Annotated in this window: 14 protein-coding genes; 6 read left to right on the top strand and 8 right to left on the bottom strand. The window is 56.0% G+C overall.

Going from position 1 to position 15,285, the window contains the following annotated elements; genetic code table 11:
- Positions 1 to 7 precede the first annotated feature (7 nt).
- From ulaD to ulaA, 4 genes are read right to left on the bottom strand one after another with little or no spacing between them, the layout of a single operon-like run.
- Positions 8 to 658 (bottom strand): 3-keto-L-gulonate-6-phosphate decarboxylase UlaD, encoded by a 651-nt coding sequence (gene ulaD, locus RY075_RS02805; RefSeq protein ID WP_003856025.1) that lies wholly within the window; start codon positions 656 to 658, stop codon positions 8 to 10.
- A 12-nt stretch (positions 659 to 670) separates the two neighbouring features.
- Positions 671 to 1,138, bottom strand: a complete 468-nt coding sequence (gene ulaC / locus RY075_RS02800) for a PTS ascorbate transporter subunit IIA (protein ID WP_003856024.1) — start codon at positions 1,136 to 1,138, stop codon at positions 671 to 673.
- Between the two features lie 9 nt (positions 1,139 to 1,147).
- Positions 1,148 to 1,453 carry a PTS ascorbate transporter subunit IIB gene (gene ulaB, locus RY075_RS02795; protein ID WP_003856022.1) on the bottom strand — a complete coding sequence of 102 codons (306 nt, stop codon included), beginning with the start codon at positions 1,451 to 1,453 and terminating at the stop codon, positions 1,148 to 1,150.
- A gap of 12 nt (positions 1,454 to 1,465) precedes the next feature.
- Positions 1,466 to 2,866, bottom strand: coding sequence for a PTS ascorbate transporter subunit IIC (gene ulaA / locus RY075_RS02790; RefSeq protein ID WP_003856019.1), 1,401 nt, complete (start codon positions 2,864 to 2,866; stop codon positions 1,466 to 1,468).
- A gap of 359 nt (positions 2,867 to 3,225) precedes the next feature.
- Between ulaA and ulaG the strand changes: the two genes are divergently transcribed.
- On the top strand, positions 3,226 to 4,290 hold the full coding sequence (gene ulaG / locus RY075_RS02785; protein WP_006810379.1) for an L-ascorbate 6-phosphate lactonase: 1,065 nt from the start codon (positions 3,226 to 3,228) through the stop codon (positions 4,288 to 4,290).
- A 110-nt stretch (positions 4,291 to 4,400) separates the two neighbouring features.
- Positions 4,401 to 5,156, top strand: coding sequence for an HTH-type transcriptional regulator UlaR (gene ulaR, locus RY075_RS02780; protein WP_003856014.1), 756 nt, complete (start codon positions 4,401 to 4,403; stop codon positions 5,154 to 5,156).
- On the opposite strand, the gene yjfP is transcribed toward ulaR, so the two are convergent.
- Positions 5,153 to 5,875: an esterase gene (gene yjfP, locus RY075_RS02775; protein WP_022650260.1), complete on the bottom strand. Its 723-nt coding sequence runs from the start codon at positions 5,873 to 5,875 to the stop codon at positions 5,153 to 5,155. The two genes, ulaR and yjfP, sit on opposite strands and share 4 nt — an antisense overlap.
- 137 nt (positions 5,876 to 6,012) lie before the next feature.
- Between yjfP and bsmA the strand changes: the two genes are divergently transcribed.
- The 3 genes from bsmA to RY075_RS02760 all read left to right on the top strand — a co-directional run bounded on the left by bsmA (position 6,013) and on the right by RY075_RS02760 (position 8,868).
- Positions 6,013 to 6,342 (top strand): biofilm peroxide resistance protein BsmA, encoded by a 330-nt coding sequence (bsmA, locus tag RY075_RS02770; protein ID WP_003856011.1) that lies wholly within the window; start codon positions 6,013 to 6,015, stop codon positions 6,340 to 6,342.
- Positions 6,343 to 6,490: 148 nt separating this feature from the next.
- Complete coding sequence (gene yjfN, locus RY075_RS02765) at positions 6,491 to 6,766, top strand: DUF1471 family protease activator YjfN (protein ID WP_003856009.1); 276 nt, start codon at positions 6,491 to 6,493, stop codon at positions 6,764 to 6,766.
- A gap of 170 nt (positions 6,767 to 6,936) precedes the next feature.
- The gene (locus RY075_RS02760; RefSeq protein ID WP_338628128.1) at positions 6,937 to 8,868 is read left to right on the top strand and encodes a Cache 3/Cache 2 fusion domain-containing protein; all 1,932 of its coding nucleotides are present in this window, start codon (positions 6,937 to 6,939) and stop codon (positions 8,866 to 8,868) included.
- Here the strand turns inward: RY075_RS02760 and RY075_RS02755 are convergent.
- The gene (locus tag RY075_RS02755; RefSeq protein ID WP_032661267.1) at positions 8,865 to 10,487 is read right to left on the bottom strand and encodes an isovaleryl-CoA dehydrogenase; all 1,623 of its coding nucleotides are present in this window, start codon (positions 10,485 to 10,487) and stop codon (positions 8,865 to 8,867) included. The genes RY075_RS02760 and RY075_RS02755 overlap by 4 nt on opposite strands.
- 195 nt (positions 10,488 to 10,682) lie before the next feature.
- Between RY075_RS02755 and RY075_RS02750 the strand changes: the two genes are divergently transcribed.
- The gene (locus RY075_RS02750) at positions 10,683 to 11,957 is read left to right on the top strand and encodes an MFS transporter (protein ID WP_032661264.1); all 1,275 of its coding nucleotides are present in this window, start codon (positions 10,683 to 10,685) and stop codon (positions 11,955 to 11,957) included.
- Between the two features lie 91 nt (positions 11,958 to 12,048).
- On the opposite strand, the gene rlmB is transcribed toward RY075_RS02750, so the two are convergent.
- Both rlmB and rnr read right to left on the bottom strand, forming a co-directional pair.
- On the bottom strand, positions 12,049 to 12,780 hold the full coding sequence (gene rlmB, locus RY075_RS02745; RefSeq protein WP_003856001.1) for a 23S rRNA (guanosine(2251)-2'-O)-methyltransferase RlmB: 732 nt from the start codon (positions 12,778 to 12,780) through the stop codon (positions 12,049 to 12,051).
- A gap of 63 nt (positions 12,781 to 12,843) precedes the next feature.
- The gene (gene rnr / locus RY075_RS02740) at positions 12,844 to 15,285 is read right to left on the bottom strand and encodes a ribonuclease R (RefSeq protein WP_338628125.1); all 2,442 of its coding nucleotides are present in this window, start codon (positions 15,283 to 15,285) and stop codon (positions 12,844 to 12,846) included.

Here is a 15,285-nt window from a genome sequence, read left to right as displayed (position 1 = left end):
CCGCTCCTTAACCCCAAAGCTGAGCGATTGAGCGTTTAAACTGACGCGCCGCTTCCACCGGAGATTCCGCATCGCGAATGCTACGACCGGCAATAAAGACGTGAATTGGAATCCCCTTGAACAGCGGCAGATCTTCCAGCGCCAGGCCACCGGTTACGGTCACTTTGAAGCCCATATCGGCCAGACGTTTGATCGCGCTGATATCGGCTTCACCCCACGCCACGCCTGCGGCCTGCGCATCACGGCTGCGGTGATAAACCACCTGCTGGATACCTGCTTCGCGCCACTCCTGCGCCTGCTCCCAGGTCCAGAAACCGGTCAGTTCAATCTGCACGTCGCCATTGAACTCCTTCGCCACGTCCAGCGCGCCTTTCGCAGTGTTGATATCCGCACAGCAGATCACGGTGACCCAGTCGGCGTTGGCTTCAAAGCACATGCGAGAGAGAATTTTGCCCGCATCGGCGATTTTGGCATCCGCCAGCACGATTTTATGCGGATAGAGCGCCTTCAGGTCACGAACCGCACGAACGCCTTCGCCCACGCACAGAATGGTGCCGACTTCGATGATGTCCACTTCTTCCGCAATCAGACGGGTGGTTTCGTAAGCGTGAGACAGAGTCTGGTTATCCAGCGCGACCTGCAACATTGGTAATGACATTTTAAATTCCTCTTAAACGGCCGCCGCAGTGGCGTTATCAATTAAATCCAGCACGTCCTGCGCGGTACGGCAGGCGCGTAAACGGTCAAAATTAGCTTCATCATCAAACAGATTGACGATCTGCATGATGCCCACCTCCTGGTGGGTATTGGCATCGACAGCCGCCATAGTGATAAGGATGTCGACCGGGTCGTTATCTTCGTGGTTAAACACCAGCGGCGTTTTCAACGTCACCAGCGCGAAGCCGGTTTTCTTGACGCCCTCTTCCGGGCGGCCATGCGGCATCGCCAGGCCTGGCGCAATCACAAAGTAAGGGCCATGCTGCGCCACGCCATCCAGAATCGCCTGGTAGTAACGCGGCTCGACAACGTCAGCCTTAACCAGCAGATCCACGCTCAGCTTCACCGCTTCCTGCCAGGTGCTGGCTTCGGCCTGTAAAAGGATGGAGTTATTCTCTGCCAGCGAATCACGTAGTTTCATGTGGCATCCTTACTTCACGTCTTGTGGGAAGTGTTCTTTGATCACTTCCAGCAGCTTTGGTCCGAAATCCGCAGGCGACAGCATGTTGCGTACGCCTACCACGTATTTGTTGCCCGACACGCTAATCTCGCCGGCAATGTGCGTTGAGGCGATGATGATGTCCGCGCCGTTCAGTTCACTTTTGTATTCACCCACTGCGCAGCTGTTCACCGTGTGGTCAATGTTTGACTGGGTTAAAAACTGGTCCACTTTCATCTTCATGATCATGGAGCTACCTTGCCCATTGCCACACACAGCCAGGATACGTACGGTCATAATCGAAACTCCTTAATGAGCAGACACTTCTGCTGTTTGTTTTTCCGCATCTTCTTCAGCCCGCAGCGAACGGCCAGCGAAGAACATATAAGCCAGGGCAATCAGGATGATGACGGCCATAAAGACCAGCCCGACGGACGCAAAGCCCTGCATCATCGGCGGCGCCAGAATTGACCAGTCCGCCATGCCCATCCAGGCGCTCATGCCGGTGAGCTTGACCGCCCACACGCACCCGAAGATTTCAACCATGCCCATCACCAGGCAGATCTTGAGCGCTGCGCGCCATCCGCCGAAGTGGTTAGCAAACACGCCGATAGTGGCGTTGGAGAAGAACATCGGGATAAAGCCAGGAATAATCAGGATTGAGGAGCCACAGCCCACCAGAATGCCGACCGCAATCAGCTGGCCGATGGTGCCCCACATAAAGCCCCAGACAACGGCGTTTGGCGCAAAGCTATAGATAGCCGCACAGTCAATCGCCAGCACCGCGCCAGGGATCAGGCGCTGGGAGATGCCATTAAACGCTTCCGACAGTTCGGCGACGAACATACGCACGCCCTGGGTGATGATGAAAATAGCAACAGCGAAGGAGAAACCGGTTTGCAGGATATAGACCGTCCAGTGGGTTTTACCCGCCATCGCCTGCACCACGTCAATGCCAAAGGAGAGCAGGATGGCGCCGAAGAAGATGGTCATCACAATTGCCGTGGAGACGATGTTGTCGTGGAAGATATTCAGCCAGCCAGGCAATTTGAGATCTTCAACACTCTCCTCTTTTTTGCCCAGGTACGGCGCGACTTTGTAAGCAATCCAGGAGGCGAACTGCTGCTGGTGACCGATGGAGAAACCGCAGCCGTCCGTAACGTCCTGCGTTGGCTTATACATCATGTTGGAGGTGATGCCCCAGTAAAGTGAGACCAGCACTGCCGTGCAGATGACCGTGGTCCACATTGGGTAGCCGAAGATATAGAGAGAAACGGCAATCAGACCCGCCTGCTGGAACATGATGTGCCCGGTGAGCATGATGGTGCGAATACCGGTGATACGGCGCAGGAGCACGTAAATGATGTTCAGCGCCAGCGCGAGCAGTACCGCATACCCAACCCAGCTGTATGCATCTCCCATGCGATCGATGGTGGCCATCATGGACGCGTAAGTGTCAGAGATGGCGCCGTTAATGCCGTACACCTCTGACATTTTGGCAACAACCGGCTTAAACGTGCTGGTCAGAATGCCAGACCCCGCCTGCAACAGCATAAAACCAATGATGGTTTTGATGGTGCCTTTGATAATCACGCTGACGCTTTTGCGCAGCAGGATGTACCCCAGGCACGTCACGATACCCAGCAACAGCGGGGCGTTGGTCATTACCTGATTAAAGAAAACGGTAAAGACGTTGTAGAGGATCTCCATAACTCTCTCCAGAAAATGAGAACACGAGGGGCAATCCCTGTGTGGTTGGTGTCATCACTCTATTAATCACAAATAATCATCACAAGATTGCATTTGATTATTTGTGACGGATCACGCAATTTATTTCCATGGCGTTAGTAATGATTTTCACTACCAAACCAATCCAATAAATAAATTCTTAATTTTCAGTATATTAATCATTTATAGCGGTTATCTTATCAACGTCATGATGTTTTTTCTGTGATGTGGCGAGGGGAATTTTCCGTAAATAAGCCATTGCAAATCGGTTTAAACAGTGCCAGCATTAATCACAACAAGTCACAGTATGATTACTTTTGATTAAAACCAGGAGTCAAACGATGAGTAAAGTGAAAACCATCACCCGTGAATCATGGATTCTGAGTACCTTTCCGGAGTGGGGTAGCTGGCTGAACGAAGAGATCGAGCAGGAACAGGTTGCTCCTGGCACATTTGCGATGTGGTGGCTGGGCTGCACCGGGATCTGGCTGAAATCAGAAGGCGGCGCCAACATTTGTGTTGATTTCTGGTGCGGCACCGGCAAACAGAGCCACGGCAATCCACTGATGAAAAAAGGCCACCAGATGCAGCGTATGGCCGGCGTTGAAAAGCTCCAGCCGAACCTGCGCACCACGCCTTTTGTGCTTGATCCTTTTGCCATTCGCCAGATCGACGCCGTTCTCTCTACCCACGATCACAACGATCATATCGACGTGAACGTGGCGGCAGCGGTAATGCAAAACTGCGCGGACGACGTACCGTTTATCGGGCCGCAGACCTGCGTGGATTTGTGGATTGGCTGGGGCGTGCCAAAAGAGCGCTGCATCGTGATGAAGCCGGGCGACGTGGTGAAAATCAAAGACATTGAGATTCACGCGCTGGATGCCTTTGACCGCACCGCGCTGATCACCCTGCCTGCCGATCAGAAAGCCGCAGGCGTACTGCCAGACGGGATGGACGAGCGCGCAGTGAACTATCTGTTCAAAACGCCTGGCGGTTCCCTGTATCACAGCGGTGACTCCCACTACTCCAACTACTACGCGAAGCACGGTAACGAGCACCAGATTGACGTGGCGCTTGGCTCTTACGGTGAAAACCCGCGCGGGATCACCGACAAAATGACCAGCGCGGATATGCTGCGTATGGCCGAAGCGCTGAACACCAAAGTGGTGATCCCGTTCCACCATGATATCTGGTCAAACTTCCAGGCCGATCCGCAAGAGATCCGCGTCCTGTGGGAGATGAAAAAAGACCGCCTCAAGTATGGCTTCAAGCCGTTCATCTGGCAGGTTGGCGGCAAGTTCACCTGGCCGCTGGATAAAGACAATCTTGAGTATCACTACCCGCGTGGTTTCGATGATTGCTTTACGATTGAACCCGATCTGCCGTTCAAGTCCTTCCTCTGATACCGAGGCCCAATCGCCAGACCCTGCGTCTGGCGATGTCATTTTTATTTTAGTAATTTCACGCTATTTCAAATATCATCTTTTAAAATCAATTCTTATCGGAATAGCTCATGACGGAAGCGCAACGGCATCAAATTTTACTGGAACTCCTGGCGCAAACAGGGTTTATCACCGTCGAGAAAGTGATCGAACGTTTAGGGATCTCCCCCGCTACCGCGCGACGGGATATCAACAAGCTGGATGAGAGCGGCAAGCTGAAAAAAGTCCGCAATGGCGCAGAGGCCATCAGCCAGCAGCGTCCACGCTGGACGCCGATGAACATCCACCAGGCGCAGAATCACGATGAAAAGGTGCGGATTGCCAGAGCGGCGTCACAGCTGGTGAATCCCGGGGAGAGCGTGGTGATCAACTGCGGTTCGACGGCGTTTCTGCTGGGCCGTGAAATGTGCGGCAAGCCGGTGCAAATCATTACCAACTATCTGCCGCTGGCCAATTATCTCATTGACCAGGAACATGAAAGCGTGGTGATCATGGGCGGCCAGTATAACAAGAGCCAGTCCATCACCCTGAGCCCGCAGGACAGTGAAAACAGCCTCTACGCCGGGCACTGGATGTTTACCAGCGGCAAAGGTCTGACGGCGGATGGCCTGTATAAAACCGATATGCTCACCGCAATGGCAGAGCAGAACATGCTTAACGTGGTGGGCAAGCTGGTGGTGCTGGTCGACAGCAGCAAGGTCGGTGAACGTGCCGGCATGCTTTTCAGCCGCGCCGAGCAAATCAGCATGGTGATCACCGGCAAAAACGCCAACCCCGAGATCCTCAGCAAGCTGGAGGATCAGGGTGTCACGGTGCTGCGCGTTTAAAGGTGCTGGCGGAAGAATTCCACGGTTGCTTCCAGCGCGGCCGGGGTAATACGGTGCCGGACACCTGCTCCCCATAGGCAGGTCAGATTGCTGTCCAGCCCTTCACGCTGTAGCGCCTGTTGCAGGCGGAACGTTTCACCGGGCGGTACGACGTCATCGGCGTCCCCATGCCACAGAAGCAGCGGACGATCGGCCAGCTGCGAAAGCGCATGGCTGACGTCCCATTCTGACAACAGGGCCTCAATCTCCTGAGGGGCCTGCGGCGGGAACAGCGTCTTTGCCAGTGACGTAAAGTAGCCCGATCCCATCAGGCAAGCCACGGACGTCACCTCCGGATGCCTGGCCATGATCCCCAGCGCCGTCATTCCGCCCATTGATGCGCCTGCGACCGCCAGCCGTTTCCCCTCCACCAGCCCGGCCTGCAAGAGCGCGTCACGCAGCCCGGCGAACTCGGTCAGATTGCCGTGCAGCGTTTGCCAGAACAGCCCCAGCCGCGCCTGCTCATCGCCCGTAAAGCGTGCCCCATGATTCGGCGCATCAGGCATGACCACCCGGAAACCGGCCTGCGCCAGCGCGACGGCAAAATAGCTGTAGACCAGCTTCGAGGAGAGAAAGCCATGATAGAAAACTACCGTCGGCAGCGGCTGTTCACCTTTACCAGCCGGAAAAGCATGGATGATTTCATGCTCACTCAGCTGGCGAGTTTCAATTTCAATCATTGTCGATCCTGTGCTGATGAATGATTCATAATGTTGAGAGCTGGATTACGGTTTCACGATATTTTCATTCGAAATCTACGTCCCAGATAACACTTCGGGAACATTCCCCCAAAACTAAATTCGCAGACAACTACACTATGGCTATCAGGAAAAGAGACAGGTTTATGCGCAGGCTTACCGCTTTATTGCTGGTCTCGCTGCTCAGCGGATGTTCCGTATTGCAGGGTACGCCAGAACCGGCGCCGCCGGTTACCGATCATCCTCAGGAAATTCGTCGTAATCAGACGGAAGGATTACAACGCCTGGGTACCGTATCCGCGATGGTTCGTGGTTCCCCGGATGATGCAGAAGACGCAATTGAAGCGCAGGCCGTTGCCGCAAAAGCAGATTATTACGTCATCACGATGATTGATGAAACCATTATTACGGGACAGTGGTACGCCCAGGGCATTTTGTACCGTAAGTAAGCATCATCATTTGAACGACTTTTACACTGCTTTGCGTCCGTAGACATTTTCCTGTCCACAATAAACCCCATGCCAGCAACAATGGAAATGAGTTTATTCGCGAAAGATTGCCCGGCGGATACCGGAGACACGTGAAAAGGAGCTGACGATGAAACGAACCCTTGCTTTAACGACGCTATTGCTTTCAGCGGGCCTGCTGAGCACCACGGCGCAGTCGGCCGAATTTGCCAGCGCGGATTGCGTCACGGGCCTGAACGAGATTGGTCAGATCTCCGTCAATAATATCACGGGGAGTCCGCAAGACGTTGAACGTGTCGTCGCTCTGAAGGCCGATGAACAGGGCGCATCCTGGTATCGCATCGTCCAGATGCAGGAAGATCACCATGTTAATCACTGGCGCGTGCAGGCCATTCTTTATGCCTAATCCCTTGCGATAAAAGCCACTTAATTTTAGTGGCTTTTCACTTTTGCAAATTTTTTATCTCCCTAAAAACCTAACGAAAACAAAAATGTAACATTAAGTTACATTAAAAAGGTAAACGTTATCTCTGCTCTGCCGTTGAACAGCCATCACTTTTCAATAATGAGCAATTTATGATCACCTTTTTCCGCCGGGCAGGTCTGGGCACGAAGCTATCGCTGCTAACAGGTGCCAGTGTCGCCACGCTTTTTTTGCTGTTCACTTTTCTGTTGAGCCACAACGCCAGCCAGCAGCTTGAAGATCTTGCGGTTGAAGACCTGCATAACCAGTCTACCGGCATGGTGGATATGGTAGAGATGTTCAACACCAGCCTGAGCGAAGAGGTCGAGAGCTATACCCGCCTGTTCACCACCTTTTTGCCACAGCCATTGAACAGCGACAGCAGCCAGAGCCGGACCATTAACGGCCTTACCGTTCCTCTGCTGAAGGGCGGTGAAACGGAGTTGCATGAAAACAATACGCTTTCTGATGACTTCCTGAGCCGAACGGGGGCCATCTCGACGCTGTTTGTCCGCAGCGGTAACGATTTTATCCGCGTGGCCACGTCGCTGCGCAAAGAGAATGGCGACCGCGCCATCGGAACCGTTCTTGATACCACCAGCCCGGCATTTGCGGCTGTCACCAAAGGGGAGGTCTATCGCGGCCTCGCGCTGCTGTTCGGCAAGCGCTATATCACGCAGTACCAGCCTGTTAAAAATGCGGAAGGCCAGGTTATCGGGATTATCTTTGTTGGCGTCGACATCACCCATTCCTGGAACGTCATGCGCGAGAAAATCCTTAACCGTCGTCTGGGCAAGAGCGGTCACTTCTTTGTACTGGATCGCAGCAGCGGTAAAACGCGCGGACAGTATCTGTTCCATGCCAGCGAAGAGGGCAAACTGCCCAACTGGGACACGGCGACACAGCAGCAGCTTCTGAGTGATAAAGCCGGCACGCTGGAACGCGTGAGCGCGGATGGCCGTACGCTCAAAGTCGCCTACACGCCGCTGCCGGGCTGGAACTGGACCATCGTGGGTGAAGTGGATAAAGCCGTACTGCTTTCAAGCGTCACCACGCTGCGCGATCGCTTCCTGATGGCGGGCGTGGTGCTATCCGCGCTCTTCGCGGGCCTGTTCGTTATCCTCATTCGCCGGATGCTAACCCGCCCACTGCGCGCAGTGATCGCGCTTGCCCGGCAGTATGCCGCAGGCGATCTGCGCGCCAGCCTGCCGGTAACCCGCCAGGATGAGGTCGGCCAGCTGATTGATGCCATCAACGGGATCGGGGGCGGCCTGCAAAAAATTGTGTTGCAGGTCCGCGAGGCCGCAAGCGAAATCCATCTGGGGACTAACGCGCTGGCTTCAGATACCGGCGAGATCTCTGAACAGATCAACAAACAGGCCAGCAGCGTTGAGGAGACCTCCGCCAGCATGGAGCAATTAGCCGCCACCGTGCAGCAAAATGCCGCCAACATGGAGCAAACTCAGCAGCTAGTGGGTGAAACCTCGCGCGCGGTGCATCAGGGTGGAGAGACGGTGACCCACGCAGTTTCCACCATGGATGATATTCGTGATGCATCGAAACGCATTGAAGACATCACCCGCGTGATTGAGTCCATCGCTTTCCAGACCAATATCCTGGCGCTCAATGCGGCGGTTGAAGCGGCGCGGGCGGGCGAGCACGGGAAAGGTTTCGCAGTGGTGGCGCAAGAGGTGCGCGCCCTGGCCGCACGCAGCGCCAACGCGGTAAAAGAGATTGAGCAGCTGATTGGCGACACGCTGAACAAGGTGAGCGAAGGCCATGCGCTTTCTGAGCAGACGCGTCTGGCGATGGATGCCATCATTGTTCATATCGATAACATCAGCCAGCTTGTTACCGAGATCAACTACGCCTCCCGCGAGCAGTCTGCGGGGATTGGTCAGGTGAATCTGGCGATGACGCACATCGGTGAGGCATCGCACATCAATGCTGATCGTATCTCACGCAGCGAGCAGACGGCGCAGACGCTGCGCGAGAAGGGTTCACATCTCACCCGGCTGGTGAGCCTGTTCCAGCTTAAAGCTTAACCGACCCGGCCCGTGGCGCGCAGCAGCAGGTCGTTTTGCACCTGTTCGCTCATCAGCGTGCCGCCCCGGGTATCCAGCATCATGCGGCACCACGCCTGCGCCACGGGCGGCGTTGCGTGCCGCAGCATCTGGCTTCCGGCCCCGAGTAAAAAGAGCTGCCGCGCGATCTCCCTGCCCTGCGCTTCCTGCGGTTTACGCAGCTTCTGCTGTAGCTGCCGCCAGCTGCGATCGAAGTGCCTGTCCTGGCCTTTTACCTGCGCGAAATCATCGGCGAGCAGGTCGAGAATGCCCGACTGCTTCGCCAGTACGCGCAGTACATCCAGGCACATTATATTGCCAGAGCCTTCCCAGATGCTGTTGACGGGCATTTCACGGTACAACCGCGGAAGCTCACTCTCTTCGCAATAGCCTGCGCCGCCCAGCACCTCCATTGCCTCTGCCACAAACGGTATGCCTGCTTTGCAGACGCTGTATTTTGCCGCCGGAGTGAATAGCCGCGCCCATGCGGCTTCCTGCGGGTCGGTGCGGTTATCCCACGCCCGGGCGAGTCGGAACAGCAGTGCCGTGTGTCCCTCCAGCACCAGCGCCATACGGCTTAGCACGTCGCGCATTAACGGCTGGTCGATAAGATTTTTGCCGAAGGTCTGCCGCTGATGGGCATGATAAAGCGCCACCGAGAGCGCACGGCGCATCAGTCCGTGGCTACCAAGCGCGCAGTCAAAGCGCGTCAGCCCGCCCATCTTCAGAATTTGCCGGACACCTTCACCCTCTTCGCCCAGCAGCCAGCCGTAAGCATCAAGGAACTCAGCCTCACTGCTGGCATTTGAACGGTTACCGAGCTTGTCCTTCAGACGCTCAAGGCGCACGGCATTGCGTTGCCCGTCGGGTAAGAAACGCGGGACAAAAAAGCAGGACAACCCGCCCTTCGCCTGCGCGAGCACCAGATGCGCATCGCTCTGCGGCACGGAGAAAAACCATTTGTGCCCCACCAGCCGGTAACTGCCATCACTGCATTTCTCTGCTTTGGTGGTATTACTGAGTACGTCCGAACCGCCCTGCTTTTCCGTCATCCCCATGCCGATCAGCAGGCCGCGCTTTTGCGCCCCCGGTGCGAGATGGGGATCGTAGCGATCGCTCATCAGCGGCGTTAACCAGTCGTGAAACGGTTTGGGTAGCGACTGTAGCAACAGCGGCGTGGCCGCAAAGGTCATGGTCACCGGGCATAGCGTTCCCGCCTCCACCTGAGCATGCAGCACAAAACGCGCGGCCCTGGCGACGAACGATCCTTTCCGCGCCTCCTCCTCCCACGCCAGGTTGTGCACCCGGTTGGCGCAAAGCCCCTGCATCAGAAGATGCCATGCCGGATGAAAGCGGACGTCGTCCAGCCGCACTCCCGTGGCGTCATAACGCAGCAGCTCCGGCGGATTAACGTTCGCCAGCCTGCCCAGCTCCAGCGACTCCGCCGTACCCAACTGCTGTCCGATGCTGGCAAGAAGATCCACATCCCATTCAGCCCCTTCGCGCGCTACCGCATCGCGCAGGGCGCAATCAGAGAGAAAAAGGTTGCTGTTCGATAGCGGTGCAGGTTGATTAAAAACGGTATGTGTCTGCCAGTGCATGCTGTCTCCCTCCTTTCATTGGCAATAAAGGTAAGTATGGACAGAGGGCATGCACGCTGCATGGGAGGGGGGTCACACGATGACGATCGTGTTGATATCATTCGTGAAATAGCTCACAGAACATAAGAATAAACTATTTCATTACTTCACTAATACTGAATAATTTATTCTTACCCCGTTTTTGTGAGGATCGTTATGCAACAGGATGCGCACAAGCGTGCATTAATTGCAGGCTCCATCGGTAATTTCATCGAGTGGTATGAATTTGCGGTCTACGGTTTTCTGGCAACGGTGATTGCCAGAAACTTCTTCCAGCTTGAGGGGGAAGCGGAGCTCACCAGCCTGATCCTTACCTGGGCCTCGTTCGCCATCGCTTTCTTCTTCCGTCCGCTGGGTGCGGTGGTCTTTGGCCGCATTGGCGACAGGATTGGCCGCAAACCGACGCTGATTATCGTGCTGGTATTGATGACGCTCGCCACCGCTGCCATCGGTATTGTGCCGGTCTATGCCAGTATCGGGATTGCCGCGCCGCTGATCGTTACACTCCTGCGTATTCTGCAAGGACTGTTCGCGGGCGGTGAGTATGGCGGTGCGGTCTCATTGATGACGGAGTTCGCCCCGCGCGGCAAGCGCGGTCTTTACGGGGCATGGCAGTCCTTCACCGTGGCGCTCGGGCTGTTAGCGGGAGCAGGCATTGTCGCGTTGCTCTCTGCCCTGCTCTCCCCTGAAGCCTTGCACGACTGGGGCTGGCGCATTCCGTTCTTCCTGGCGTTGCCGATGGGTGCGGTCGCGCTATGGCTGCGGGTGAGCATGGAAGAGACGCCGAGCTTTGTGCAGCAACGGGAAAAACCGGTTGTTACTCAGGCCACCACCGCCGCCACGTTCAAAACCATCCTGATGGGCATTGGCCGCGTGATGGTCTGGTCTGCGGCGGGCTATACCTATCTGGTGATTATGCCGACCTATCTGCAATCTGCGCTGCACACCGGTTTTAACCAGGCGCTGCTGATTGCGGTGATTTCTAACATTGGGTTTGCGCTCACGATCATTCCGTCGGGCATGCTGAGCGACAGGATCGGGCGGCGGACGGTGATGATTATCGCCACCGTGCTCCTGCTGATCCTCGCCCTGCCGCTGCTGAAAATTTTGCAGGCGGAGTCCAGCACGCTGGCGGTTAAAGCGATTGTGGTGCTGATTGCGGGAGGTCTGGTTGGGATGCTGGCAGGGCCGGGGCCGGCAATGCTGTCTGAGATGTTCCCGACGCGCGTGCGTTATACCGGGCTGGGGCTGGCCTATTCTCTGTCGAATGCGATCTTCTCGGGCTGCGCGGGGCTGATCATTACCGGGCTGATTAAAGAGACGGGCAATCTGGATATTCCGGCGTACTACGTGATGGCAACGGCGGTGGTGAGTATTTTCGCGCTGATGACGCTGAGGAAGGATGACCATTTACGGTCGTTAGAGGAGTGAGATTGTTGCCCGGTGGCGCTGCGCTTAGCGGGCCTACGTTACCATGCTTTTGTAGGCCGGGTGAGGCGAAGCCGCCACCCGGCACAACAGGCTACCCGCGCTGACGCACCGCTTCGAACAGGCAGATACCCGTCGCAACAGAAACGTTCAGGGACGACACGCTGCCTGCCATCGGGATGCTGATCAGCTCGTCGCAGTGCTCGCGCGTCAGACGACGCATGCCTTCACCTTCTGCCCCCATCACCAGCGCCATGCGGCCGGTCATTTTGCTCTGATACAGGGTGTGATCCGCTTCACCGGCTGTGCCGACGATCCAGATATTCTCTTCCTGCAACAGACGCATGGTGCGCGCCAGGTTAGTCACGCGGATCAGCGGAACGTTTTCCGCCGCGCCGCAGGCAACTTTTTTAGCGGTAGCGTTAAGCTGCGCGGAACGATCTCTTGGCACAATCACCGCATGCACGCCTGCTGCATCGGCGCTACGCAGGCACGCGCCCAGGTTATGCGGGTCGGTTACGCCATCAAGGATCAGGAAGAACGGGTTATCCAGCTCAGCGATCAGATCCGGCAGATCGTTCTCCTGATACTGACGGCCTGGCTTCACGCGCGCGATAATGCCCTGGTGTACAGCTCCTTCGCTTTTCTCATCCAGATACTGGCGGTTCGCCAGTTGGATCACTACGCCCTGCGCTTCCAGCGCGTGGATCAGCGGCATCAGACGTTTATCTTCTCGCCCTTTCAGAATAAAAACTTCCTGAAAACGCTCCGGCGCGCGCTCCAGCAGGGCCTGCACCGCGTGGATGCCGTAAATCATTTCACTCATTGATGGTTCTCGTAATAAATATTTTCCCTCTCCCGTTGGGGAGAGGGTCAGGGTGAGGGGAAATTACTCCACCTGCTGTTTCTTCGCCGCGCGCTTCGCTTTGGTCGCGGCCGCTATTTTTTGGGTCTTGGTCGACGGTTTTTTCGCTTTACGAGCGTCTTTTTTTGCCGCCTTGGGCTTCTGTTTCTTCTCGCCACGGAAAGCGCTGTCTGGCTCAAAGTTTACTCTTTTACCTGCCTGACGTCGCTTGCCGCCCGCTTTACCGTTGCCACCTTTTTTCGCTTTCTCACGCTCGGTTTTCCCGACGTTACGCGGAGCACGCTCGCTGGAGATGAGGCTGAAGTCGATTTTACGGTCGTCCATATTCACGGCTTCAACCTTCACTTCCACCCGATCTCCCAGACGGTAGGTCTGGCCGCCGGATTCGCCGATCAGACGTTGTCCGACCTGGTCGAAGCGGTAGTAATCGTTATCGAGGCTGGAAACGTGCACCAGACCGTCGATAAACAGCTCATCCAGACGCACGAAGAAGCCAAAGCCGGTGACGCTGGCAATCACGCCTTTAAAGATATTACCCACCTGATCCAGCATAAAGTCACACTTCAGCCAGTCCGCCACGTCGCGCGTTGCTTCATCCGCACGACGCTCGGTCATGGAACAGTGCTGGCCCAGTTGCAGCATCTCTTCCATGGAGTAGTGATACCCTCCGGTTTCGGTCGTATTGCCTTTATGACCCTGCTCGTGCGCCAGCAGATACTTGATCGCACGGTGCAGGGACAGATCCGGATAACGGCGGATCGGCGAGGTAAAGTGCGCGTACGACTGTAAGGCCAGACCAAAGTGGCCCCGGTTTTCCGGATCGTAAATCGCCTGCTTCATGGAGCGCAGCAGCATGGTTTGCAGCATTTCCGCGTCAGGACGATCGCTGATGGATTCCAGCAGCTCGGCGTAATCGCGTGGCTCAGGCTTATTACCGCCAGGCAGCTCCAGGCCGAGTTCAGCCAGCACGGAGCGGAACGAGGTTACGGCTTCCGTGGTTGGCTTGTCGTGAATACGGAACAGCGCAGGCTCTTTGGCTTTCTCAACGAAACGTGCCGCCGAGATGTTTGCCAGGATCATACACTCTTCAATCAGCTTGTGCGCATCGTTACGCTGGGTCTGCTCGATACGCTCGATACGACGCTCAGCGTTAAAGATAAACTTCGCTTCTTCGCTCTCAAAGGAGATCCCGCCGCGCTCTTCGCGCGCCTGATCCAGCGTTTTGTAGAGGTTGTGCAGCTCTTCGATGTGTTTGACCAGCGGCGCGTACTGTTCGCGCAGATCCTGATCGCCCTGCAACATATGCCAGACCTTGGTATAGGTCAGGCGCGCATGGGAACTCATCACTGCTTCGTAGAACTTATAGCCCGTCAGACGTCCCTTGCTGGAGATGGTCATTTCGCAGACCATACACAGGCGGTCCACCTGCGGGTTGAGGGAACACAGACCGTTGGAGAGCACTTCTGGCAGCATCGGTACAACCTGAGACGGGAAGTAGACCGACGTACCGCGGCTGCGCGCTTCGTTATCCAGCGGCGTGTGTGGACGCACGTAGTAGCTCACATCCGCGATAGCCACCCACAGACGCCAGCCGCCACCACGTTTTTTCTCACAATATACGGCATCATCGAAGTCACGGGCGTCTTCACCATCAATGGTGACCAGCGGCAGATCGCGCAGATCCACGCGGCCTGCTTTGGACTCTTCCGGCACTTCTTCACGCAGGTTTTCGATCTGGTCTTCAACCGCTTTCGGCCAGACGTACGGAATTTCATGGGTGCGCAGCGCCATATCGACGGCCATGCCGGTGCCCATGTTATCGCCCAGCACTTCAACGATTTTACCCACCGCTTTGGTACGGCGGGTCGGGCGCTGGGTGAGTTCAACCACCACCACAAAGCCCATGCGTGCGCCCATCACCTCTTCAGGCGGGATGAGAATGTCGAAGCTCAGACGGCTGTCGTCCGGCACCACAAAACCTACGCCCGCATCGGTAAAGTAACGGCCAACGATCTGGCTGGTTTTCGGCACCAGCACGCGGACCACGCGCGCTTCGCGGCGGCCTTTACGGTCTGCACCCAGCGGCTGCGCCAGGATCTGGTCGCCGTGAATACACATCTTCATCTGTTCGGATGAGAGGTACAGATCGTCTTTACGGCCTTCCACGCGCAGGAAGCCGAAGCCATCGCGGTGACCAATAACGGTGCCTTTCAGCAGGTCGAGGCGTTCTGGCAGCGCGTAGCACTGGCGACGAGTAAAGACCAGCTGCCCGTCACGCTCCATGGCGCGCAGGCGGCGGCGAAGGGCTTCAATTTGCTCTTCACCTTCAATGTTTAATTCAACGGCAAGTTCTTCACGATTGGCGGGTTTTTCGCGTTTTGTTAAGTGTTCAATGATGAACTCGCGGCTGGGGATAGGATTCGCGTATTTTTCGGCTTCGCGTTCCTGGAAAGGATCTTGTGACAT

It is taken from the genome of Enterobacter sp. JJBC (assembly GCF_036936505.1).
Lineage (GTDB): Bacteria > Pseudomonadota > Gammaproteobacteria > Enterobacterales > Enterobacteriaceae > Enterobacter > Enterobacter hormaechei_C.
This window is presented reverse-complemented; position numbering and strand designations above follow the sequence as displayed.